The organism is Aquisphaera insulae, from assembly GCF_011064615.1.
GTDB lineage: Bacteria > Planctomycetota > Planctomycetia > Isosphaerales > Isosphaeraceae > Aquisphaera > Aquisphaera insulae.
This window is the reverse complement of sequence record NZ_JAALJH010000001.1, coordinates 301,874-327,288: the sequence shown is the minus strand read 5'-3', so window position 1 is coordinate 327,288 and position 25,415 is coordinate 301,874. Positions and strand designations below refer to the sequence as shown.

Below are 25,415 nucleotides of genomic sequence, written 5' to 3'. Positions count from 1 at the left end.
TCCGATCAGACAAAGGAGTCGCGAATGGCTCACGTTGTCGCCGAGCCCTGTTTCGACTGCAAGTATACGGACTGCGTGGTGGTCTGTCCGGTCGACTGCTTCTACGAAGGCGCCCAGATGCTCTATATCCATCCGGGCGAGTGCATCGACTGCGAGGCGTGCGTCCCCGAGTGTCCCGTGGAGGCCATCTTCCACGAGGACAACCTCCCGGACGAGTGGAAGGAATTCACCGCGCTCAACGCCGAGGAGGCGCCGAAGTGCCCGGTGATCAATGAGAAGCGGGACGCACTGGAAGGCGAGTCCTGCGACACGAGCCGGAAGAAGAAGTGAGCCGAAGGGGCGTACGCCGGTCCTAGATTCTCCTTGCAGAGTGCGAATAGCCTCGGGACTTCCCGAGGCTTTTTCCATGCGCCCTACCCACCTTTTTCCGGCCGGCTCCGCGCGGCGGTCGGTCGGCCCGCGTCGAGCGCCCGGACGCGTGAGCCGAGCGCTCAGGGACGTGAAACGGGCGGTCCGGAGACCGCCCGTTTCGTGCGAGGTGTCGTCGTGTCGAGCCGTCGCCGATCAGCGACCGGCGAACGTGAAGGGCTTGCGGGCGACCGCGACCTTGGCCGTGGCCTGCTTCCCGACCTTCTGGGCGGCCTTCTTCTGGGCGGCGGCCTGCTTGGCGGCGGCCCTCTTCTCGGCGGCGGCCTTGCGGGCCGCGGCCTGCTTCTCGGCGGCGGCCTTGCGGGCCGCGGCCTGCTGCGCCGCCGTCGGGGTCTTCACCTTGGCCTTCTTGCCCTTTGGTGAAGTCGGTGCGGCGGCGGCCGGCGGCGTGACGGGGTTGACAACCGGCGTGGTGGGCGTGGTGGGCGTGGTTGGCGTGGTCGGCGTGGTCGGCGTGGTTGGCGTGGTCGGCATCGGGACGGTCTTGATGTAGACCTTGTCCGCGTACGCCGGGAGGGAGGCCCCGTTCGTGCTCTTCACCGAGCCGGCCGCCAGCGACACGCTCACGGTCCCGCTGGAGTTGAGCTGGCCGGAGAGGTTGAACTTGGCCGTGTGGTCGTCGAGCCAGGTCACGCTCGTCGCCCGGGCCGGGTTTAGGGAGCCGAGGAGCGACCCGGAGAGGACCAGGTCAGTGGCGTCGACGCTCGACCTGTCCACCGAGCCGGAGAACCTCACGGTCACGGAGTCCGGCGTCGAGTAGACGTCGAACTCGCTGCCATTGGCGGCGGAGGAGCCATCCGGGACGAGCGACGTGGTGACGATCCGGAACGAGCCGCCCACGGTGCCCGTGGTGGCCGTCCCCGCGGGGACATACTCGAAGGCACCGACGTCGCGGGGGCCGTAGCCGGGGAGCTGGAAGCCCCGGGTCGTCGGATTGGGGTTCGCGGCGTTGCCGATGATGTCGGTCTTGGTCGCGACGCTCGCCAGGGCGTTGTTGATGGCGGCCGAGCTCGAGGTCAGCCCGAAGTTGGCGTCGCGGAGGAACGTCGCCGGGCCGTCCGCCCCCGGCCGCGGGTCGCGAGGGGCCACGAAGGCGGGCCAGCCGGTGAAGTTGCCCAGGTTGGACTGGGCGGCGGCGGCCGTCGTCCCCAGCAGCGACGGATCGAAGCCGTTGCCGATGTTGATTGCCGCGTAGGCGTTGCTGGTGTCGCTCGCCCCGTTGCCCGAGAACAGGTTGTTGTTGAGGACCACCTTGTCCTTGGTCGAGGAGATGACCCCCGCGCCGGGCCGGCTGAGGGTCCGGTCGTGGTTCTGCCAGAAGATGTTGTTGGCCGCGTAGACCTGCGAGGAGCTGCTGTTCCCCGAGTTGATCGCGTTCAGCCCCGTCGTGTTGTACGCGATCGTGTTGTTGATGACGTTGGTCGTCGACGCGAAGGAGGAGCCCTGGTCGTTGACCTGGATCCCGGTCAGGTTGCCCATCACCCCGTTGTTGATGATCGTCGGGGCGGGGGGCGTCGCCCCGGCGGTGTAGACGGCGATCCCGATCCCGGAGTTGATGAAGTAGCTGTCCTGGACCAGGACGGCCGCGTTGTAGATCCAGAGGCCGACGGACGAGGGATTGGTCGTCCCCAGGGCAGGGTCACCGATCAGCGACGACGCGACCGTGAGGCCGGTGATCGACGACTGGAACGTGAGCCCGGCCGAGTTGGAGTAGAGCGGCATGTTCGAGGCCGCGATCGCGACCGTCGTCGCGACCGAGGCGACGGCCGGCGAGCGGATGATGGTGTCCAGGGCACTCCCCGACACGAAGTTCGAGTCGGTGCTGGTCACGGCCGCGGAGGCCAGGCTGACGTACTGGCCCAGGGTCACGTTCTCGGTGTAGACGCCGGGCAGGATCTGCAGCCGGTCGCCGACGCCGGCCACCGCCATCGCCGCGGCGATGGTCGGATACGGGTTGGCCCGCGAGCCCGCCGCGGCGTTCGGGTTGGTGACGTAGCCGGCGGCGCCCACGAACAGCCCGTGGATGTTGTTCGGGTTGAACACGGCGAAGGTCGCCACCACGTCGCCGGAGGCCGGGGCGTTGCCCGCGATGTCGCGGATCCCGTTGGACCCGGAGCCGATCAGCGTGAGCTGGTAGAGCCCGTTGGCCAGGGCGGTCGCCGAGGTGAACGTGATCTGCTCCCGACCCGACCCGCCGGCCGTCCCCTTGTCCAGGTAGGTGACCGTGATGTTCGAGATGCCGACCGTGGTCGCCCCCGTCCCGAACGACCCGTCCGGCGCGGACAGGAGGAGCTGGATCTGGGCGCCGGTGAAGTGCGTCAGATCCATGTTCTCGTTCGTGTTGATCACGAACGTCTGGGCGGACGAGCTCGTGGACACCACGCTGCCGTTGGAGGGGCTGGTGATGCTCACCTGCGGCGATTGGGTGTCGACGACGAAGTTGGCCCGGGCGTTGGGGTCGGTGCTCGACGAGTTGTTGCCGCTCTGGTCGATCACGCGGGCCCGGGCGACGTAGTAGCCGCTGACCGTGCCGGGGAGCGGGACGAGCTGGCCGCTGGTGCCGACGCTGTAGGGGGCGTCGTTCAGGGGGTTCGTGTTGGTCACGAGGCCGGTGTTGGCGGCATCGACCCCGATGGCCACGTTGAACGCCCCGGAAGAGTCGGTCAGGGCGCTGCCCGCGTTGTTGCGGAGGTAGGGGAGCAGGGCCGCCGGGATGTTCGGCGAGTCCGCGAAGTAGACGATGGACACCGACCCGTCGGCGTTGGCGGAGGCGACGCCCACGTCCACCAGCACGGTCTGACCCGCCAGCGGGACCAGCTCCGGATTGGGCTCCGAGATGGTCCCCACGAAGCTGGGGACGTTGTTCGAGGTGACGAAGTCGCCGACGATGTTCGTGTCGCTGGCCGGCGCCAGCGTGAAGGTCCCCGGCGTGATGCTGGATGGGGTCGAGTTGATGATGAAGTTGTTGTAGAAGTTGCCGCCCGGGTTGCCGTCGCCCGAGGGGAGTGGAAGCTGGACGCCGGTGGTCGGGTCGTTGTTGTTGCTCAGGCTCTCGCCGTCGAGGGCGATGCCCTGCGGGTTGGAGATCACCTGGGCGCCGCTGCCCACCAGGACGAGCTGGTAGGCGTCGGTCTTGAGGGTCAGACCGGAGGCCGCCAGGCTGATCGTCAGGGTCTCCGTCGCCTGGTCGAAGGCGAGCTTGCCGGCCAGGCTGATCCGCGTGCCCGGCGTGTTGTTGCCGGTGACGCCGAGGGCCTGGAGGTAGACCGTGCTCGCGTTCAGCGAGTCGGGGTCGACGGCGTTGGTGAAGGTGACGTAGAGGTAGTTCGGGGTCGAGCTCGCGCCGGCCTTGCCGCCGACGGTGTAGAAGTTGGTCGCGGTCGTGCTCCCCTGGAGCTGGGCCGTGACCGACCCCACCTTCGTCGGGTTCAGGTCGACGTACTCGATGGCCCCGAGGTCGAGGAACGGATAGCGGCCGAAGCCCACGTTCTTCACGTTCGCGTCGTCGATCCGTTCCAGACCGAGCATGTCGCGCTGGCCGGTCACCGGCGTGTAGGCATAGGTCCCCGCGTTGGACGCCGGCCCGGTGTAGGCGTTGTCCGCCGTGGGGAGGGCCGCCACCCACTGGTCGTAGAAGGAGAAGTTCCCGGAGCCCGGCGGCGTCACGATCTGGCGGGGATCGTTAACCACGCCGAAGCCGCCGAACTGGTTGCTGCCGCCGGGGATCTGATTGAAGGGCAGGGTGTCGGGGTCGGTGCGGATGCCGCCCCGCTCGTCGAGGACGGGCGTGACCGCCGGGAAGAGGACGTTGGCCGCGGGGAACGGCCCCATCTCGCTGCGGGCCGCGTCGATGGCCGGCGAGGTGGGCTGGAGGGCGAAATTGAGCGCCCCGGGGTTGACGAACAGCGGATCCTTGTTGACCACGCCGTTGTTGCCGGCGAAGTCACCGTCGGTCGTATTCGCGATCAGGTTGGTCGCGTTGTTGTAGTACAGATTGTACTGGAGGTTGCTGAAGCCCGCCTGCCCCTGGATGTTGACCGCGATGCCCGTCGACCCCACGAAGATGTTGTTCATCGCGAAGGTGTAGGTGTGGGCGAGCGCGTTGGTGCCGTTCCATTGCGGCGCGATGGTCGTGATGGCGGTGGGGTTGTTGTAGAACGTGTTGTTGAGCAGGACGATCTGGTTCGGGCTCTGCGCGGTGGCGACGTCGTCACCCCCGCTCTCGCTCTCGACGTGGATCCCCGCCAGGCCGGAGTTCGAGATCGTGTTGTTGTACATGAACAGGTTGACGCCCTGGCCCCGGAAGCCGCCTCGCGTGATGACCCCGGCCTGGGTCCGCTGGAGCCCGTTCGCCTGGTCAGGATGGACGAAGACCGCGGCGTCGGAGAAGCTGTCGATGTGCGAGTTCGAGATCGTCATCGCCATCGCGGCGTTGAACTGCGTGATCGGCGTGTTGATGCCGCTCTTGTCGTTGAACCACGAGCCCGGCGTCGGGCTGTCGTTGCTCACGTTGATGATGCCGCCGCCCTGGATCTCGATCCGGGTCAGGTAGCGGAGATCGGCGTTGTCGATCAGGCTGCCGTCGCGGGGATCCAGCAGGTTGTAGTCGGTCAGCGAATTGCCGCCGATGTAGATGATGCCGCCGTCGCCGGAGGCCGGCGTGTTCAGCACGGCGCCGGGGTTCTGGCTCTGCCAGGCCGGCGTGCTGTGCAGGATGTCCGTCATCTTGACGCCGCGGGCCGTCACGCCGACGGTGGTGTCTCGGAGCGAGGTCAGGATGACGGGGACCCGCTGCTGTCCGGTGGTCTGGTTGCCGCCGATGCCCAGGATCCGGAGTTGGGTGTAGACGCCCGGGTCGACCAGCCCGTCCGCGGTCGGGTCGACGGTGTTGTCGACGCCCACGATGAAACCGGCGCCTGCGTTCTGGTTGGCGCCGATGCCGGGGGTACCGAACTGGCCGAAGGTCCCCTTGCCGTTGGGCGTCAGGTCATTGAGCATCTTCACCAGGACCGACGCACCGGGATTGGGGATCGTCTCCCCGTCGGCGAGGAGCGTGCCCGGCAGGGCGGCCTGGATCGTCAGGGTGGTCGTCGGCTTGGGCTCGGCGGTGAACGCGTTGGGGTCCGCCGAGGGGATCGTCCGGTTGTCGAGGATGAGGGTCCCTCGGAGGACGTAGGTCAGATCGGTCGCATCCCAGACGGCGCTCACGTCCTGGTTGGAATAGCCGCCGCCCGCTGACTGGGCCTCGAGCGGTCCCAGGTAGTTCCACGTCCCGTTGTGCAGGAAGATGCGATTGGTCACCACGGCCAGGCCGTCGATGCCGTTGTTCTGCATCACGTTGCCGCGGAAGAAGGGGTGCCCGGAGGCCAGCGGATGGACCGGATCGCCGGCGAGCAGCCCGTTGGGCTCGATCTGCATCGCGGCGTCGAAGTTGTTGAAGAAGTTGTTGTTGGTGATGTAGACCTTGGAGCCGAGGTCCGTGCGGAAGGTCGGCGTGTCGAAGGTCGTCTCCCTGGTGATGAAGGCGAGGACCGACTGCGACGGCATGGTGTACGTCGGCGTGTTGATCGCCCCGCCGCCGTACTGGAAGGTGGCGGCGTTGATGACGGCCTTCGCCCCGCTCTGGATGCCGACGCTGCCCCACATCGCCGAGGTCACGGACGTCGCCCCGTCGCCGGTCACGTCGATGGGGGAGGGGACCAGGGTGGTCGTCGCCGCGTCGTCGTAGAGTGACGTGAAGAGGACCTGGGGGTCGTTCGCGCTCTCGGCGACGAAGCCGCTGCTGCCGGGTCCGTAGTTGTCGTCGAGGTCGAACCCGGCGATGTAGGACCGCGAGCCGACGTTGAGGCTGGCGTCGGGATTGGTGACCGCGAGGCCGGAGCCCGAGTTGAACTTCAACATCGTGCCGGGCTGCACATACAGCCGGTCCGCCGTCCAGGAGGTGTCGCCGCCGGTGTTGACCAGGAGCTCCTGGCCGACCATGAGCTGGGCCGTGACGACGATCGGCAGCGCCTCGAAGAAGACGTAATTCTGCCGCCCGCCGAGGGTCGTCGGGTTGTCGGGGAGGGGCACGGCGTTGGTCGGCTGCACGAAGCCGTTCCGCTCCGGAATCAGCCAGATGCCGTTGAGGCTGTTATTGGTGACGGTGGTGCGGCGGACGAGCGGGCCCCAGGATGTGTCGTCCTGGCGGAACGAATCCATGTCGGCGCCGATAGCCCCTTGCAGCCCCGCGTTGGTGCCGCCGACCTTCGTGATGATGTCGTTGGTGATCGCCGGCCGGGCGTTGAACAGCGTGATCCCGCTGTAGAAGGTGCCCGAGGACTGCGGGACCGAGCCGCCGCCGTACTGGATCTTGGCGTTGTTGACGATCGACATCACGTCGTCCGAGCCGGAGACGGCCAGGCCGTTGATCCCCTTGAGGGTCGTGTCGATCGGGAAGGTCGCCGTGGGCTGGGCGGCCTGGTCGTAGCTGCGGTAGACGATGCCGCCCCAGTCGCCGGAACGGGGGGTCGTGACCGGGTTGTTGTTCGTCGCTCCGCCCACGCTCGTGTCGTTGTACGAGGTGAAATTGACCTGCGACGACGTGGAGAAGCCGCCCAGGGCCTGCAGGGCACTCCCCTGGTTCTGGACGAACAGCGACGCGTTCTGCGCCTTGAGCGCCGAGCCGGCCGTGAAGACCAGCGTGGTGTCGAACGGGACCGAGGCGCTGGCGTCGTTGATCAGCGTGCTGGGGCCGGCCGGGGCCTGGAGCACGAACGGCTGCTGGGTGACGGCCCCGGTGACCGGATTACGCTGGGGCGTCCCCGGCAGGGCCACGACGACGACCGGACCCTTGAAGGCGAGCTGCGAGGCGGCGTACAGGGCCGACCGGTCGAACACCCCGTTGCCGTTGCGGTCGAATTGCTTGTTGAAGCCGGAGAGGAAGAACTGGCTGCTATTCTGGCCGCCGTTGGGATCGTGGGTGGGGTTCGCCGGCGCCGTGTTGGGGTTGCTCTCCGGGGCCAAGGCGGAATACGGCTTGGCGAGGCTGCCGTCGGGCACGGTGCTCGAGAGGAGCGGATCCTCCTGGTAGTCGGGGCGGGCGAAGATGATGTTCCCCGCCGGGACCACGACGAAGCCGGTCATGAACGCACCGCCGGAGACGCCGTCGCCCGAGATGCCGGTGCGATAGGTCCCGTCCGACATCAGGGTCTCGTAGGCCCCGGTGTTCGTCTGATCGCCCAGGAACTCGCCGTCGAGCTGGTTGCCGTAGATGTCGAAGAGGCGGGTGTCCAGGGCCCCGTTGACCTGGTTGGGCATGTACAGGCGGTAGTAATCCGGGGCCAGGTTGCCGCCGCCGGTGTAGGTCAGGACCAGCCTGTTACCCTGGCCGCCCTGCGGCACGAGGGTAGACGTCCCGGTGGTCGCGTCATAGTTGTAGAGCGCCAGCGAGACGTTGCCGACGATGTGGAATCCCGAGCCGGTGGAGCCCAGCCCGGCGACGCCCAGGGTGCCGAACGCACCGTCGGCCGCCGCCGCGGTGGAATCCGCAGACCCGATGAGCTGCAGCGGGAGCTGGTTCGCGGCCAGGCCGGTGTAGTTGGTGTACGGGATCGGGGTCGAGAGGTCGACCACCCAGGCGCTCGGCGGGGCCGCCGCGCGGGCGATGTAGGTCGGGTCGGTCGACGGGACCTCGTAGTAGGAACGCGGACCCCCGACCGTATTCGCGCCTTCGGCGGCGGTCGGGCTCCAGGTGCTCTGCATCTGGACGTTGGTCACGTAGGCCGGGTTGGTGGCCACGCTGAACGAATAGGTGAAATTGGCGGCGAGCTTGTTCCCGGCGGCGTCGAGCAGGCCGGGATACGGCGGCTGCGTCGTGTGGACGACCAGCGAGTAGTTGCCCCCCGGCAGCCCGGAAGCGAACGTCAGCGTGATGTGCCCGTTGTAGGCCGTGACGAAACCGCCGGAGGTCGCGGCCGCGGTCGCGACGAAGGCGGCGTTCGTCAGGTACTGGGACTCGTCGGTCGTGGTGCCGTCCGAGTTGGTCCGGACGAGCGAGTAGTTGCTGATGTTCGACGCGGTCGTCGGGTCGATGGCGGGGAATAGCACCACATCGGGCGTCCCCATGTAGGGGTAGAGCTGATTGACCAAGTCGGTCACGTCGACCTGCATCGACTGCAGGGACGCGATGTTGGGCGACGGGCTCGTGGGGGCCGCGCCGTTGACGAGCGAGACGCCGACGACGGACGGGCTGGTCTTGTCGATCCGGAACGCCCGCTCGAACTGGGACGAGAGGCCCGGCAGCGGGGGAGAGTCCGCCCCGCCCACGACGACGAGCTTGGCCCTCTGGAACCCTTCGGGCAGGACGGGGGCGGTGAAGGTGAAGGCGCCCGAGGAATCCGTCGTCGCGACCAGGTCATAGGTCCCGGTGGTCCCGCGCGGCGGCGAGCCGCCTCCGGGCGCCAGGCTGAAGTTGCCCCCCAGCTCGGGGTGGAGTCCGTTGAACTGCACGAAGACCTGAAGGTTCGCGACGGTCCCCAGGAACGAGTTGTAGACCTGGCCGATGAACGTGGGCTGGGAGAGGTTGGTGTTCTGGTCGTTGGGGATCCCGGAGTCGCTCGCGGAGGTCATCCCGAACGACGTGATCACGGGGGCCTGCAGGGTCAGATAGCCCAGGTCGTCGTTGAAGTTGCTGCCCGGCTGGCCGTTGCCGGACGGGAAGGTGCCGCTGAACTCCCCGTCGAGGGCGTTGCCCACCTGGTCGGTCACGCTGTCGGTGACGACGATCGCGTACCGGTCGGACGGGAACGCCGTCTGGGGGAGGGCACTGTAATCGAGCGTGGCGGTGCGGGTGGTGGGGTCGTAGGTCAGCCTGGTCCGCGGGTCGGCATTGAGGTTGATCGCGTTGTTCCAGTTCCCCGTGTTGTTCTGGCGGAGGACCATCACATTGTTGAGGTTGATGGTGCTGGCGTCCATCGCCTCGGAGAACGTGATCGTGACCACGCGAGAGAGCGTCGCGACGCTCGTGATCCTCGGGCCGGTGGTGTCGGCGAGGGTGAAGGTGATGTTCCCGGAAGGGACCAGCGCCTTGCCGTCGGTCGACGAGATGGGCCCGTTCACCTGGAAGGTGTAGGGGCCGTTGGCGGTGGCGGTCCCGCTCGACCGCGTGAAGGTGTAGGGGAAGAAGACCCTGGTCGGCGTGGTGGGGTTGTCGAGGGCGACGGGGGTGCCCAGCGTCACGGTGACCCCGGCCGGGACCGACGTGAAGACCAGGTCGCTGGCCTGGACCGTGGAGAACTGCACGGCCTTGGAGAAGATGACCGTGATACCCCCCGGCGCGGTCGTGACCGTGGCGCCGTTGGCCGGGTCGGTCTCGGAGACGCGGAGCAGGTCGATCGCGTTGATGGCGTTGATCGCATTGACCAGGCCGAACCCGGACTGGAGATTGAGGGACCCGGCGGGGGTCGAGTTCATCCCCCGGGCCGACGTCTCCAGGGCCGACTTGATCTGGGCGGGCGTCGAGCCCGGCGCCTTCTGGAGCATCAGGGCGGCGACGGCGGCGACGTTGGGCGCGGCCGACGAGGTGCCGAAGAAGGCGTAGGTGTTGACCTGAGACGGCGTGAAGATCGCGTAGAGGTTGGTCGTCGTCGGGGGGTTGAAGAGGGTCGTGTCGTTCGGGGGCGGGTTGCCGAAGAAGCTGGTGCTGGTGCCGTCCGGGCCGGTGACGGAGGGGTTGGCGACCTGGACCGACGAGCTGAGGGGGTTGCCGTTGGCGTCGCGGGTCAGGATCTGGGGGCCGAACGAGCTGAAGGTCTCGTTCCGGATCGGGTTCTGGACGATGTCGGGGTAGGTCGCCCACCAGGGCATCGCGCCGACGCCGATGACGTTCGGGTCCGCGTTGTGGCCGAACGAGGTGGCGTAGAAGGTTCCGCCCGCCGAGCCGAAGGTCTGCGGGATGGTGATGTCCGAGTCGCCGAACTGGACGAACTCAACCTTGCCGGGGTCAGGACCCTTGATGACCTGGATGGCGACGAGATAGTTGCCCGCGGCGATCCCGGACAGGAACTGGAAGGGCTCCTGGGTCTGGGTGTTGTCGTCCGTGCCCGAGTAGACGATGGCGCCGGTGGTCGGGTCGAGCAGGTAGAAGTTCAACTGCGACGTGACCATGTTCGTCTTGTCGACCTGCTGCGTGTTGAACGGCTGGTCGAACTGGAACGAGATGATCGCGCCGGCGGCGGTGACGGTGATCGGCATCGTCAGCGACGTGCCGCTGGGGTTGAAGTTCATGAACCGGCCGGAGCCGAGGCCGGTCACGGTACCGCTCACGCCGCGGAAGTTCGACAGGTAGCCGTGATCCGCGGAGTTCCCCGCGGAGCTGAGGTAGGTCACGTTCTGGGCGACGGCCTTGGAGATCGCCTGGGCGATGATGCCCTGCTGGAACATCGGGTCGTTGGCGAGGCTGAGGTCGTCGACGATGATGTTCGCGCCGGCGCTGACGAGCTGGTTCACGGAGTCGGCGAAGCCGGCGACGTCGGGATAGCCCGAGGCGAAGGAGAGCGTCGCCCCCGGGGCGATCTTGTAGACGTTCTGGGCCATGCCCCGGCCTTCGTCCGTGCCGGTGAACCCGGAGGGGATCTCCTTGACGATGTTCACGCCGGAGGGGAGGTCGCCGGTGCTGATGTCGGTCGCGTAGCCGCCCAGGTAGTTGAAGCTATCGCTCATCACGCCGACGGAGACCCCGGCGCCGGTCAAGTTCGAGTTCTGCTTGACGACGTTGGAGTACATCGTGTAGTCGCCCTCGTTGACCGCCAGGGCGTTCACCTGGGGCCGGACGACGGCGTGGCCGCTCATGAGGTCGGGGAGCTTGGCGGTGGCCGGAAGCTGGCTGATCGGCATCCAGCCCGTGACGAGCTGGTAGTCCGCGTTCTGGTTGATGACCTGGAGCCCCAGGTTCTTCGCCTGGGAGACCAGGCCGGAGAAGTTGCCGTTGCCGCTCAGCCCGATCAGGACCGAGTTGTCCTTGAAGAAGAGGAGCGGATAGGCGCTCGCCACCTGAGAGGTGTTGCCGCTCTTCTGGAGGAACGTCTGGTAGACCTTGACGAGGGACCCGCCCATGTTGGCCATGGGGCCGTGCTGGATGTCGGCCAGGTCGGTCGTCGTGGGCAGGTAGTACGGGTTCGCCGACAGCAAGGTGCGGTCTTCAAGCCCCTCCAGCCAGTGGAACGACTTCCGCCTGGCATGCTTCCTGTCCCGGCGACGGCTGGGTCCCTGTCCCCGATTCTCTTCTCCGAAGCTTCCCATCGACAGACTCCCCGGTTCGCTTGCGGGATCCGGCCGGCCCGCCCGGCACGCCTGAACTCGCGCCTCGGGCTCGCCCCCGACCCCTCGATCAAGATGATCTACCCGAATTCGCCGCCGCGGCCGCCTTCGGCGCGGGACCCCGCACCCCTCCGACGGCCGACCGGAATGTGACGGACTCCTGGACCTGACCGCGGACCGATCCTCGCTCCTCGACGCCCGCCGACCCCGCGGCGAACGCCTCTCGGTTGTTTGCTTCCGCACCGCATCCGGGCTCGCCTCGACCGCGGGAAACCCCTCGGCCTCGCAACGCCCGGATGCTCCACTTCCCGTCGAGCGCCATTGCCGCGCCTCGCCCCACGAGGCGCGCCGCCGGCGACTCTCGCTACCGTGTTTGTGTGGTTGGCTCCATGCACGCAGTCAATGATGACTAGGTCGATTCCGTTCGTCAAGCCCTTTGGGGAAAGAATTCGAGGAAGTGATGGCGAGGTGGGTTGTACAGACGAATTCCGGGTCGCTCGACGCGGGAATACGCGTTAGTACGAGTCTGTCCTCTGGAACCCAGAAGTCAAACCGCCGCAGGGATCTCGCCGGTTTTCGACCGCGACTCGCCGCCTCGTCGAGCCCCCTCGTCCGCGCCTCCGCGCCGATCCTCGAAATCGACATGGGCGGGGAGGTCCGCAAGGATCGGCCTAACCATTACGTTGAGTCACTTCGAAGATATCATCATGCACGAGCGCTTTGCGGTTCGGCCGGCCCGGAATCGATCAGCTTCGATCCCCTCGGGACGGCGGTCGGCGTCAGGCCTGGCTTGCGGCCGGTGCGCAGACGCCCAGGTCGGCGAGCTGGGCCACCAGGCCGGCCGGGTCGCGATACGTGACGCCGCGCAGGCCGGCGGAGATGGCTCCGGCGACGTTGGCCGCCGCGTCATCGATGAAGATGCAGGATTCGGCCGGTACGCCGGCCAGGGCGACGCACGCGGCGAAGAAGGCCGGATCGGGCTTCATGACACCCAGCTCGAAGGAGAAGACCAGATGATCGAAGCGGTCCAGCGTCTCCCGGAACTTGCTCCGGAAGCACCGCGCGTGGAGGGCATTGGTGTTGGAACCGAGGAGCAGGGTATAGCCGGCCCGGTCGAGGCCCTCGACGAGCCGTGCGACCGGCTCGTTGAGCGTGAAGATGTCCGGCCATTCGGACTCGAACTCCTCGTAGCCCATGTCCAGCCCGGCGAGATCCGACACCCGCCGGGCGAACTCCTCCGCGGAGATCTTGCCGAGCTCGAACTCGCGCCCGAGCGAGGCCACTCCCTTCCTGGCCAGGCTCGCTTCCAGGTCCGTCCCCGTGACGCCCAGCCGTCGGCCGAATCGATCATACATCCGGGAATAGTCGAAGAATCCCACCACGTTGCCGAAGTCGAAGATCAGCGCGGGCCGGGTCATGATCGGTGCATCCCGAGAGGACGAGTTCAACGCGGACGCTCATTGTCGGTCAGGGAGGCGAATTCCTTCCACACCTTCGAGGAGACGGTCGGGGTGACCAGCCTCACGGAGGCATCCAGCATGAGCAGGTTCACGCCCTGGCGGTGGCCGCTCGAGGCGCCGATCGCGGCCGATTTTCCGTCCGTGGCGACGCAGGACGGGGCGGCGTTCGGCGTCAGGGAGTGATTGTAGAGAGTTGAGCGATAGCCCGCCCGGACCCAGGACGAGCCCGCGTCTCCATACCAGTGCAACCCCCCGGGTTCGGGGCAACCTCCCGGCGGGATCGGGCCCGGGGCGGCGGCGAAATTGCCCTCGTAACCCTGCTCGTCGCGACCGTTGCCGACCTTCCGTTCCGAGAAGGCGGCCGTGAAGCTGGCGCCGTCCGATGCCTCCGCCATCTCGATCCGGAGCAACCGACCCGGTGCGAACGCTCCGTCGCGACCCAGCGTGTCTCCCCCGGTAACCGCCCGGTAGCTGACCGGGGCGCGGAGCTTGCGAGTCGTGGCCATGGCGTCGCTCGAACAGACGAAGCCGGCGACCGGGCCCTCTTCCGGGACCGATCCGGCGGCTCGAGGCAGGTCGCCTCCCGGCTTCAAGCCCTGGAAGTTCTCCAGGCCAAGCGTGTCCAGCAAGGCCCGCAATGGCCCGGGTCCAGCCGGGGCGGCCTGCGGCGACGAGGAGGCGTCGATGACCTCCAGGTTGCCGATCGCCGGCAGGTGCCGTTCCATCCCGTCATACAGCGCCAGCGCCAGGCCGATCTGGCCCAGGTTCCGCTGGCAGGCGGCAAGACGGGCCTGCTCGCGACTGCGAGGAAGGGCCATGAGGGCGGTGAGGAGGACCGCCGCGGCCAGGCCCAGGCCCACCGCAAGATCGGCCGCCGTGGCCCCGGCGCGTCGTGGAAGCCGGGGGGACATCAATCAATCCTTCACGGTGAGGAGCGCATCCCCTGTGCCCACGTTACCCGCGGCGTCGGTCCCGCGGACCATCAGCATGTGGGCACCCGGCTTCAGGCCGGACAGGGGGAGAGTGATTGCTTCTCGAAGCGTATCGAAGAGGCCGTCGTCCGGGAAGAGGGGCGTCCAGGCTCCGCCGTCGAGCGAATACTCGGCCTTCGCCAGTCGGGTCAGGCCATCGCTCAGGGAGATCCCGGCCTGATCGCGCTTCGGGTCGATCGAAACGGTCGGCGGCTCGTGGTCGATGAGGCAGGGGCCGCTCTCGCGATCTCGAGTGAGCGTGTCCCCCTCGCCGTTCGACGGCCGGTCCGTGGCCGAGAGGCGGATCCGGTAGGTCCCCGAGGGGAACGTCGTCGCGTCCCAGTTGAAGCTCTTCTCCGTGATCGCCGACGGGGTGATCGAGATCCAGCTCGGCCAGCCGTCCTTGCGGACCTGGAGCGTGAAGGCGAGGTCGTCGTCGTTGGGATCGATCGCCTCCCAGCGGACGCTGATGCGTGCCTGGCGGGTCGATCCGTCGGCGACGCTCACGTCGGGGACGTCGAGCTTCGTGATCTCCGGTGGCAGGTTGACGGAGCGGTAGGAGAGGGCGACCGTTGCGAGCTCCGGCGTGACGGCCGGATCGCTTGTGGCGAGCCTGGCCCGATACTGGACGAACCGCCCGGCCGGCACATCGGCGCGTGACGACGAGGCGATGGTCTGTTCGGCCGACCACGCGGACCAGGTCTCGTCCGGCTCGCCGACATTCCCGGTGCGTACCTGGAGTGAGACGGTCGTGCCGGGTGGCGTGTCGGCCCGCCAGGAGAGGGCTCCGAACCGGGACCGGAGTCTTGTGTCGTGGACTTCCGAGACGATCTCTCCCCGGGCAGCGTGACGGGAGGATAACCTCACTACCGTGCCGGGATCGCCCGTGCCGAGCAGGATCCCGCCTTCGGGTTCGGGCAGCAGGGACAGGATCTGACCGCTGTCAAGCTTCGCCAGCGGCGTGCTCTCCGCGTCGCGATCGCGGATCTCATAAAGCTGCCCATCCGGCCCCGTCCCGACGAGGAGTCGATCGGCGGACCATCCGAGCGCGAAGATCAGGGCCCGGGCGCGGAAGATCTCGCGCACGGCCCCGTCGGCCTCGATCCGATAGACGGCGTTCTCGCCCGGCATGAGGGTTCTCAGTGCGGCGGTTCCGGACGCGGTCGGCCTTCGCTCGGCCAGGGGGGCACGCTCCTGAGGGACCCTCGCCGCCTCCACGTGTCCGGCGGCTCCGGTCGGAGCCGAGGACCGAACCCCACCGACCGAGGAAGGACCGGCATCCAGCCCGTCCGCGGCAGGGGAGAATAGCGCGGCGAGCCGACTGGCATTCGCGTTCGATTCCGCGGCCGTCCCGGCGAAAAGCGTCCCGTCGGTCGCGACCACCAGGGCACGAATGTCCGATTGAGGTGCGTCGTAAACCACCGAAACCTTGCCGTCCTTCTCGATCCGGTAGATCAGGCCCTCGCCATCGCTGCCGGCGTAGACGATTCCATCGGGTGTGACCGCGACCGAGAGGAGGTGGCTCGCCTTGCTGTCGAGGAGGAGCGACCAAGTGCCCGCTCGCGTTCGCTTCCACAGCTGCCCCGTCGGGCCCGTCGCCGCATACAGATTCCCGGACCCGTCCGCCGCCAGGTCCCAGATGTACTGGACGTGCGGATCGGGACGAGAGGACCGATGGGCCGGGTCGGTCACGTCCACGACCTGGCCGGTCGGCCCGGTCCCGGCGAAGGTGTGGCCGTCCGGGGTCGTGACGATCGAGAGGACCTCACCGTCGGCTGCGGCGAGGACCTGCACCCAGGTCGATCCTTCCCTTGCGTCCCGCCGGAAGACCTTGCCGCCGTCGCCCGTGGCCGCATAGACCGCGCCGTCCTTCCCTCGTGCCAGGTCCCAGACTCGTTCCGCGGGGAGCGAGCCGGTTGGCTCGAGCTCGCGCCCGAGGCGGGCGCGGCCCTGGTCCGAAAGCACGATCCGCTCGCGACGATTCCGGGCGAAGCCCGCCGGGCCTTCCTGCCGCCAGGTCTCCAGTTTTGCCGTCGCGGGCAGGGTGAGGGCCAGTCCGATCAGGGTCGCGGCGACGAGGCGCATCGGGGGCTTGATCATGACGCGGAAATCCCTTCCCAGGGCGGGTCCAGGAGCTGGAATCGTCTACCTTCGCCACTCCAAGCGGCCGGGGCGGTTCACTTCCACGATAGCGAAAGCCCCGGGTCCCTGGCCACGGTGAAGCGGAGACTCTGGCTCCCCTCGACGACCCAGCCGACCGGCCTGGCGGTGATGAGGTCAGAGCGGATCGGCTGAGGGGCGACTTCCTTCCGCGACGCGAACGCGGCCCGGGCGCTGCCGGGGAGGTTCGGCAGCTCGTGGCCGCCGACGGCCAGGCCGCGCTCCGGCGTCGCGACATGGCCGTAGACGGCCGTCCGCCGCGGCTCCGTCTGCACTCGGATCGACCTCATGAAGGTCGCCAGGTCGCGAGGCTCCGAGAGCGGAGGTTCGTTGCGGAACCGGCGGCGGATCGAGCCCGAGACGTCCGTGAAGAGGGCTTCGTGGGCCCCTTCCGGGAAGTCGGCCGGGATGGGCAGCTCGACCTCGAGGATCTCGCGTTCGCCCTTGAACGGCTTGAGCGTCACGAAGGCGCGGAGGGCCTTCCCGGGCTCGACGGTGTCGGAGAGCAGTCGTACCGACTCGATCGTGGCCACCTTCCGCCCCGGCTCGATCTCCACGAGGCACTCGATCTCCTCGATCCGGATCGGCTCCAACGGGTTGTGCACGAGCATGTTGGCGATCGCCGCGAGCGGCCCGAAGAGTGTCGAGGCGCCGGACTGGCCGCCGTACCGCGGGCCGCTGAACGTGTCGGCGAGGGTGATCGGCTCCTGCCCCTTGATCTTGAAGGTGGCGGAGAGCCGGGCCGTCAGCTCCTCCGGCAAGTTCCCTTCGGTGTCGATGGCGCTCGTCAGGACCGAGAGCAGCAGGTTCGGCAGGAGGGTCGGCTCGCGGACGATCCGGACCCGGTACGTCCTCGAGTCCGCGTACCGGCCCGTCTTGACGCGGACGCTGACGGGCAGCATGTCGGGCTCGGGGCCGATCCGGCCGGCGACGCAGGTGCTGACGTCGGCATCGATCACCCCCACGACGTGGAGCGGCGAGCCCATCTTCATGCTGACGCTGGCGCGAGGATAGACGGTGTGGATGTAGCCGGTCATCATCGGCATCTCGCAGGAGCCCAGGCTGAACATCGGATGCCCGAAGCCGTAGACGCGTCCCCCCTCCACATGCGTGACCGTCCCGATCCCGGAGAGGTCGAAGTCGCCCATGACCATGGCGATCGAGAGGGGCGAGCCCGGCTTGAGGGCGCACGACTTCTCCTCGCGAAGGACGTGGTCCGGGGCCATGCCGCCGGCCATCGGCGCCATTCCCAGCGGGCGCAGGCTCGTCTCGAGCTGGGCGAGGGCACGGGGACTGAACCCGGACGCGGCCAGCGGCGTGACGATCGGCCGCATGCCGGCCATGCCGCCACCGGCCAGGGGCAGGGGGGCTTCGGGGCTGGGCGAGGCCGCGTCGGGTGAGTTGGGTTCGGAGGGATCCAGCAGCTCGGGGAAGACGGCCAGACGCGCCGCTTGCAAGCCCTTGCCCTGGGACCGATCGCGGGACTCGGCGGCGAGCCGGCGGTCGCTGGCCCGGACGTAGCTCACCATCTGCTGGAATGGCGTCACGCCGGCGATCGGATCCTTGGCGAACTCCCAGGCGTAGGCGACCGCCCCCACGAGCTTGCCGTCGATGTAGATCGGGCTCCCGCTCATCCCCTGAATGATCCCGGCGTGCTCGAGGTTGCACCCCGTCAGGCGGCAGAGGACCATGTCCCGCCCCGGGCTGACGTCGCGCATCACCCCCAGCACCTCGGCGCCGAACTCCTCCAGCCGGGTCCCCACCATCACCGTCCGCCCGGTCCCTTTCATCCCGGGGCGCAGATCCTTGACGTCCCAGTAGGACTTCGGATCCGGCTCGTCGGCGGCGACCGTGGTGATCGCGAACCCGATCGCCAGGACGACCCCGATCAGCCGGAAGGAAAGGGCCATTCCGATGCGGATGGAGTGCGCTAGAGCGTGCATGCGGCGCGGTCTCCCGTGGTACGAGGAGGAAGCCGGGACCTGTCGTGCCTGACACATCTCCGCCCGGAGAAGGGAGGGAGCCCGCGAGGACCAGCATCCCGCGAAGGGATGAGATCCGAGGCGGGGAGCGGAGACTCAGAGCACGCGGAGCGAGACTGGAAGCGAGGTCGATAGAGTGCCACGTCTTCGAGGACGTGATGGGACTTGGTCGTACTTCAATCGCCCATACGAATACTAGACTGTGCTTATCATCGAGTCAACGAATAGTAAACTGCAACCAAAGTTATCCAGTGTCCCCCCGGATTCGCGTCATTCGTCCGATACAACCGAACGTCGTCAGACTAGGAGTACCGCAGGTTGTCGATGAATCCCGTCCCGTGATGGGCGATCTCGAGGAAGCTGGCGACTTCCGGTGCGGGCTTGTAGACGCGGAAGGTACGCATCATGCCGAGGCTGGCGGCGCTCTCCAGCGGGCCTATGAAGCTGCAGTCGCGGTCCAGGAAATCGGGCCGCAGGGCCCAGCGTCGCATCTGGTCCAGGGATAGGAAGAAGCCGCCGCAATGGGGATTGAGCGGCCGGACGAACCGGGCATCCACGCCCAGGAAGCTCGACCGCAATTCGGGCCGATCGGTCGGGTCCTGGAACGGGGCCGTGACCTCAGGCGCGAGATCGCCGTCGAGGTAAGCCTTCCTCGCGACGCGGCCGCTGGCGACCTCGTACCGGTTGGGGAGGAGGAGCGACTCGACCCCGACCTGATCGTGGAACCAGGCGAGCTTCGCGAAGAACCAGGGGTCGGTGACGACCAGATCATCCTCGAGGTAGGCGTAGTAGTCGTAGTCGCCGATCCGCTCGTGCAGGGCGGCGTGGCATTCGAATCCCAGCAGGAGCGGCTCCACGTCCGCCGGCTGATGCATGTAGTCGTCCCGGGGAATCGAGAGGCCGGACAGCAGGTGGCACCCGCGAGTCGTGCAGACGACGATGTCCAGCTTCGACGCCACGAATCGGTGATTCGCCGGGACGGCTCGGCGGGTGGCCAGGTCGATCATGACCTGGGGGCCGTCGAACGTCTGCCTCAGGGCGGAGAGGCAAGCGGTGAGCGCGGCGGCCCTCGGTGCCGGGTCGCGAGACAGGGAACCGTGGCGGAACGACTCCGGGGAGGAGCCGGCCGCGTCGAAGTAATGGGGGATGGCGACCAGGATTCTCACGGCCCTGCCTTCCGGAAGTCCTCGAGGAGCGTCGCGAACCGGGGATCGGCGCGGATCGGGTCGAGATCGGGGTCGGTCGCGACCTGGTCGGCGCTCCTCCAGCCGCGTTTGAGCGCGAGGCGGAGCGCGTCGAAGGCGCGGTCGGTATAGTGCCGGGCCTGTCGGGCACTCGCATCGGACGGGCCTGAATCGGCCACGGCGCCGGCGGAGAGCGCGAAGCCGCACGCGGCCTGGAAGTAGACGCGTGCATCGAGGGGCGGCTCCTTGATCATCGCCTCGGCGATCTCCGAGGCCCCTGCGTGGTCGCCGGTCCGGGCGAGGTCGAGCATCAGGTCCAGGGTGCTGATCTTGGTCTTCGGATCCTTCGCCAGCTCCTCGCGGATATCGCGACACGCGCGGTAATGAGAGGCCGCCGCCTTCGGATCCCCGGCACGAAGCTCGGCCGTGGCGACGTAGTAATGGGCCAGCGCGACGTCCATCCGGGCCTGAACCGACGACGGCTCCAGCTTGAGTCGCGCGACGAAGCCGTCGAGCGCCTCGCGATAGGGCGCGAGGGCCGCCCTCGCGTCCCGACGCGCGATCAACGCGTCGTTCCCCAGCTTCTCCAGCGACAGGAGCACGTCGCGCTGGGCCTGGGTCTCGCCAGGGTTCTCGGCCGCGATCTCGCGGCGGAGCCGGAGCGCCCGCTCGAAGTGGGCTCGGCCCGCCGCCGGATCGCCGAGCGAGACCTCCAGGTCGCCGAGCTTGTCCTCGAGGCCGGCCCGTTCCCGTCGGACCTCGACCTGTCCGGCGAGGGACGGAGAAAGCTGCTCGCGGAGCGCGATCTCCTCGCGGTAGAGGTCGCGCGCCTTCGCCGGGGCCCCCAGTTGGAGGCGGGCCCGAGCGAGGGCACCGAGCATGTTCGCCACGCCCCGTTTGGCCTCGTCGTTCGACGGCTCGCGAGCCAGCCAGTCGCGACGCAGAGCCAGGGCCTCCTCGTAGTGCCGGAGGGCGGCCTCGGCGTCGCCGATCCGGTCCAGCTCGAAGTCGCCGACGGTCGCCTTCACGCTCCCCTTCACCTTGATGGGCTCGACGGCCCCGGGGTCGGCGGCAGCCAGCTTCTCGGCGAGCTCCTCCATGCGTCGAAAGTAGCGGGCCGTCTCGTCGTACTTGCCGTACTCCATCGCGATCAGCCCGGCTCGCTGGTTGATCCCCGCGAGCGTCCTCAGCGCCAGCGCGTTCCCTTCCCGATCGGGCGCGACGGTTCCGAGGCCTTCCAGGGACGCCATGGTCGCCTCGAGGCCGGTCAGCGTCGTGTTGATCAGCTCCTCGCGGATCCCCTGGGTCCCCGGGATCGAGAGTAGCCGCTGATTGAGCAGGACGCTCAAGACTCGCTGCGCCTCGAGGGCGTTGCGATTTTGCGCGAAGGCCCCCTTGGTGGCGGCGATCGCCTCGTTCCGGGCCTGGATTGCGGCGAGCTCGTTGGCCTGCGCCGTCTTGCGGGCGCTCTCCTCCTTCGTGTAGGCATTCGTGAGCTCCCCGTTGAGCTTCCTGAGCGAGGAGGCGAACGCCGCCGACCCGACGGTGATCCCGATCCCCATGAGCGCGATCACTCCGGCGAGGGCCGCGACCCTGGGATTCCGCTTGCACCAACGCCAGAACCGCTCGGGGGCGGCGACGGGGCGGGCGACGATCGGTTCGCCGTCGAGGAACCGCCGCAGGTCCTCCGCCATCGCGGCGGCGTCGGCGAATCGCCTGGCGGGGTCCTTCTGGAGCGCCTTGAGGCAGATCGTCTCCAGGTCGGTCGGCAGCTTGGGCTGGAGCCGCGTCGGCGGGACCGGCTCCTGGGTCCGGGCGAGCTCGAGCGTCTCCAGGGCCGTCGCACCCTGGAAGGGGGGACGGCCGACGAGCATCTCGTAGAGGATCGCCCCCAGCGCGTACTGATCGCTGAGAGGCCCGATCTCGTGGGTTTGGCCCCACGCCTGCTCCGGGGCCATGTAGGAGGGCGTCCCCATGATCGCGCCGGAGCGGGTCTGCTTCGAGTCCGCTTCCATCTGCTTGGCCAGGCCGAAGTCCGTGATCTTGGGCTTGCCGTCGAGTGTGAGCAGGACGTTGGCCGGCTTCAGGTCCCGGTGGATGATCCCCTTGGAATGGGCCTCCGCCATCGCCCGGCCGAGGGCCATCACCATCGACGCGGCGGCCCGGGGGGGCTGCGGCTTGCCGCCGATCAACTGATGGAGGCTCCCCCCGGGGACGAACTCGAGGGAGAAGTACGGCAGCCCGTCGTGGTCGCCGTCCTCGTGGATCTGGACGATCCCCTCGTGCTGGATCTGGGCGACGGCCCGGGCCTCGATGTGGAACCTTGCGATCTGGTCGTCCGAGGCATGGGCACCGGCCAGGATCATCTTGAGGGCGACCAGGCGGTTGAGCCGAACGTGCCTCGCCTTGTAGACGACTCCCATGCCGCCGCGGCCGATCTCGGCGATGATCTCGTAGCCAGGGACCTCGACGCCAGCCGCTCGCGGCCGACGCCGCGCGGAGGCCCCTCCTCCCGGCTCGGTGGTCGGGGCCTCGGTCCGATCCGGATCCTCGGTGGCGTCGAGATCGAGGTCGAATCCGGCGCGCGAACCCGGATCGGTGACGGACGCTCCCCCCGCGAGCGTGGTGTCCGCCCGGCGCGGTTCGTCGAGCGTCTCGCCCGGATCGGCCCGCCGGTCGGGGAGCGTCCCTTCCATGCTCGGCGACTGGCCGACGACCGTCGCGGGATGCTCCGTGCGGGGCGGGCCGGGGCTGACGTCCATCGTGGGAGACATCGAGGGAGCCGCGGCGCCGACGGTCGCGGCGGCCGTTGCGGCCTCGACCGTCTCGCCCGCCGGCGTTCCCGACGGTATCACGGTCGTGTCGACCGCGGGAGGGTTGCGCGTCTCGCTCATCGGGCGTGGCTCCGAGTCACCTTGGCCTGGGGATCCTTGATCGTGTCGATCGAACGAACCAGCGTCGAGACGAAGGTCATTTTTCACGGGCCCGATACGGCCCGCTGAAAGAGTCCGACCAGCTTCGGGAGGATCGCGGAAAGGGCGTAGTGCTCCCGGATCATGGCGGCGCCCTGATCCCCGAGGCTTCGGAACGCACGAGGTTCGCGGAGGACCTCGATCGCCCGCCGCGCGAAGGCCTCGTGGTCGAAGAAGTCGGCGAGGAGGCCCGTCTCGCCCTCTCGGATGACCTCGCGGACCGGCTCCGTGTCGGAGGCCAGGACGACGCATCCGCAGGCGAGGGCGTTCATGAGCGACCACGAGAGCACAAACGGCACCGACAGGTAGATGTGAAGGTCGCTCAGGCTGAGGATGTCGACCAGGGCGTCCGTCGGCACGAGACCCGTGAAGAGGAACTTGCTCGGGTCGTAATCATCCTGCGCCATGACGTGCTCCCGGAAGGTGCGATGGCGGATGTGCTTCTCGTCCCCCCCGTAACAGACACGGTCGCTGCCGACGACCACGAAGAGCACGTCCGGATGCTCACGAGCGATGAGGCGGGCCGCTCGCATGAAGATGTCGAATCCGCGCATCGACTCGAAGCCGCGGCTGACGTAGGTCACGATCCGGGTCCCTGGCGGGATCTCCCGGTTCCCCACGCGCCGAGGGACGTTCTCGCGGCGATGGAAGACGTTCGTCTCGATGCCGTCGAAGATGACCTCGATCCTGGGCTGGTACTCGGCGGGGAAGAGACTTCGCTGGTAGTGCGTGGGGCTATAGCCCAGCCGGCAGTTGTTCAGGTCCAGGAGGATCATCGCATTCCGCGTCGAGGCCCGAAGGAAGTCTCGAGGCTCGGGGGGGAAGTCGGGGCGGAAGTCCAGGTCGGAGCCGTGGGGATGGTAGAAGTGCTCGAAGTAGTTCAGCACGGGGACGCCCGGGAACAGCTCCGGGAGGTAGAGGGTCGATCCGAAACCGCTGTGGCCGACGATCAGGTCCGGAGCGAGATCGGGGACCGCCTGGCAGGCCTGGTAGACGGCGTGGGCGTGCCAGACCGCATTCTCGAACGTCCGGCTGAAGTAATGGGTGGTCTCGCGTGCCCCCCCGCTGATCGTGTAGGGGATCGTCCTCACTCCGTCGAGCGCGGCGGTGGTCGGCTGAGTAACGAAGTCGCACGTCCAGCCTCGCGACTTCGCCAGGTGATGGGCAATGTGGCCGAACTGCGCGGGGAAGTTCTGGTGGACGAAGAGGATCCGCATGGTCACTCGGTCCCGGGGCGGTCGACGAGTCGAAGGAGGTCGTATTTGAGAAGCCATGCCAGGGTCGCCCGAGCCCGGCCCGAATCGACGCCGGCCGACGCGAACAGGTCGTCCAGCCTCGCGACCGAACATCGGGGGCTCGCGGCGGCGAGAGCCTTCCGTATCAGGCCCGCATCCCCGATGCGAGCCTCGGCGGCGTGGTGGGTCAACGGCAGATCCAGGAAGAGGGCCAGGTCGCTCGCGGCCCGTTCCGTCGCGGCGACCTCCTGGGGGTCGCCGAGGATCCAGCGCGAGGGATAGCCCGCGAATGAGCGATCCGGCGGCGGGTAGATCGCGGGAGGATGCGTGATCGGGGCGGTGGCTGCCAGCGACTCGCGGATCGATTCCTGTTCCCTCCAGAGCGATTCGTAGCGGGCAATGATGACCGGCCAGGCGTAGTTCTCGACGGCCCGCGCCCGGCCCGCCGCTCCCAGCTCGCGACGATAGGACTCGTCGGCAGCCAGGCGGCCGATCGCGGCGGCGGCGGCGGTCACGTCCACGGAGATGGACTGGCTGGTCTCGGCGAGGAACTGGTCGTACCCGATCGCTCCGTAGAGCAGCCTCGCCGTGGTCCCCGTCGTGGCGCCGGCGACCATCGCGGTGGGGACCAGCAGGCCGGTGATCTCGTGCTCGACGAGATCGCGATATCCGTCCCAGTCCGTGGCCACGACGGGCAGTCCGCTCGCCATCGCCTCCACGACGACCAGCCCGAAGGTCTCCTGGAGATTATCCGCCAGCGAGACGGCGACGTCCGCCGCCTTCCAGACGCCGAACCGGACGTCGGCGTTCATCCCGTCGAGGAGCGTCACCTTCACGCCCGGCGCGAACGTCCGGGCGCCCTCGATGAACGCGTCGAGCATCGCGCGATGCGGCGCCCACCCGGCCAGGATGAGGTGGATCGATCGGCCCGACGACCTGGCCGCCAGGTCGCAGGCGCGGAACATCGGGAAAGGGTGTGCCTTGGCATGATGGGCCAGCCGGCCCACGAAGAGCACGGCCATCTCATCGTCGCCCACGCGCAGCCTCGACCGCCAGTCGGCCCGCTCCTCGGGCGTGGCGGGACGGAACCGGTCGAGATCGACCCCGAGCGGGATCGTCTCCAGCCGGACGCGGACCGATGGCGAGCCCCCGTGCCGGTCACGGAGGTACGCCGCGTAGTCGTCGGTCACCGTCCTCACCATGCGAACGACCGCGGACGACGTGCAGATCAGGGCGTCGTGCGCCTCGAACGGAGCGGTGACCATGTCGCAGAGCTGGCGGACGGCCTCCGCGGCGCAGAGGGTATGCGTCACCCCCGTCAGGCTAAACGAGGAGGCGCCCATCGACTGCCGCGCCCAGGCGTGGCGCGAATCGAGCGGCGAGGGCATGTGCAGGAGCCGGGCGGGCGGGAGGCCCCGCGGGTCGTCCAGCAGCCGGCTCTCGTCGAAGAGATGCAGCCTCCTGGGACGTTCGGATGGATTCTCGCGACAGGCTCGCTCCAGCGACCGCTCCGCGCCCGGATGGCGGGCGAGCACGGCGAGATCCGTCCAGGTGCCATGGCGGAGCAGGGCACCGAGGAATGATTGACCGGCGACCTGCCGGCCCATGAGGCCGGCGGCACGGCCATCGCTCGTCGGGTCTCGGCGCGCCTCGATCTCGACGTAGGCGTCGTCGTCGTAGATGAGGCCCAGCGGATGTGGCACGTCGGTGTTGATGGGGCACAT

At 68.3% G+C, this 25,415-nt stretch carries 10 protein-coding genes; 1 reads left to right on the top strand and 9 read right to left on the bottom strand.

From position 1 onward, the window contains the following. Positions 1 to 24: 24 nt before the first annotated feature. Complete coding sequence (locus G6O54_RS01075) at positions 25 to 330, top strand: ferredoxin family protein (protein ID WP_165219290.1); 306 nt, start codon at positions 25 to 27, stop codon at positions 328 to 330. A gap of 234 nt (positions 331 to 564) precedes the next feature. Here G6O54_RS01075 and G6O54_RS01070 read toward each other — a convergent pair whose 3' ends face one another. From G6O54_RS01070 to G6O54_RS01030, 9 genes are all read right to left on the bottom strand, one after another. Continuing rightward, positions 565 to 11,709, bottom strand: coding sequence for an Ig-like domain-containing protein (locus G6O54_RS01070; RefSeq protein ID WP_205678638.1), 11,145 nt, complete (start codon positions 11,707 to 11,709; stop codon positions 565 to 567). Positions 11,710 to 12,506: 797 nt separating this feature from the next. Then, on the bottom strand, positions 12,507 to 13,145 hold the full coding sequence (locus G6O54_RS01065; RefSeq protein ID WP_165219288.1) for an HAD family hydrolase: 639 nt from the start codon (positions 13,143 to 13,145) through the stop codon (positions 12,507 to 12,509). Between the two features lie 26 nt (positions 13,146 to 13,171). Beyond that, positions 13,172 to 14,098 carry a DUF1559 family PulG-like putative transporter gene (locus G6O54_RS01060; protein ID WP_165219286.1) on the bottom strand — a complete coding sequence of 309 codons (927 nt, stop codon included), beginning with the start codon at positions 14,096 to 14,098 and terminating at the stop codon, positions 13,172 to 13,174. Positions 14,099 to 14,101: 3 nt separating this feature from the next. After that, positions 14,102 to 16,258: a hypothetical protein gene (locus G6O54_RS01055; RefSeq protein ID WP_165219284.1), complete on the bottom strand. Its 2,157-nt coding sequence runs from the start codon at positions 16,256 to 16,258 to the stop codon at positions 14,102 to 14,104. A 77-nt stretch (positions 16,259 to 16,335) separates the two neighbouring features. Continuing rightward, positions 16,336 to 18,261, bottom strand: coding sequence for a SpoIVB peptidase S55 domain-containing protein (locus tag G6O54_RS01050; RefSeq protein WP_250846653.1), 1,926 nt, complete (start codon positions 18,259 to 18,261; stop codon positions 16,336 to 16,338). Positions 18,262 to 18,602: 341 nt separating this feature from the next. Next, positions 18,603 to 19,466 carry a calcium-binding protein gene (locus G6O54_RS01045; protein ID WP_165219282.1) on the bottom strand — a complete coding sequence of 288 codons (864 nt, stop codon included), beginning with the start codon at positions 19,464 to 19,466 and terminating at the stop codon, positions 18,603 to 18,605. Next, positions 19,463 to 22,378 (bottom strand): serine/threonine-protein kinase, encoded by a 2,916-nt coding sequence (locus G6O54_RS01040; protein WP_250846652.1) that lies wholly within the window; start codon positions 22,376 to 22,378, stop codon positions 19,463 to 19,465. Before G6O54_RS01040 ends, G6O54_RS01045 begins: the two co-directional genes overlap by 4 nt. Before the next feature lie 83 nt (positions 22,379 to 22,461). Then, positions 22,462 to 23,673, bottom strand: coding sequence for a glycosyltransferase (locus G6O54_RS01035; RefSeq protein WP_165219280.1), 1,212 nt, complete (start codon positions 23,671 to 23,673; stop codon positions 22,462 to 22,464). A 2-nt stretch (positions 23,674 to 23,675) separates the two neighbouring features. Continuing rightward, positions 23,676 to 25,415 (bottom strand): glycosyltransferase family 4 protein, encoded by a 1,740-nt coding sequence (locus tag G6O54_RS01030; RefSeq protein WP_165219278.1) that lies wholly within the window; start codon positions 25,413 to 25,415, stop codon positions 23,676 to 23,678.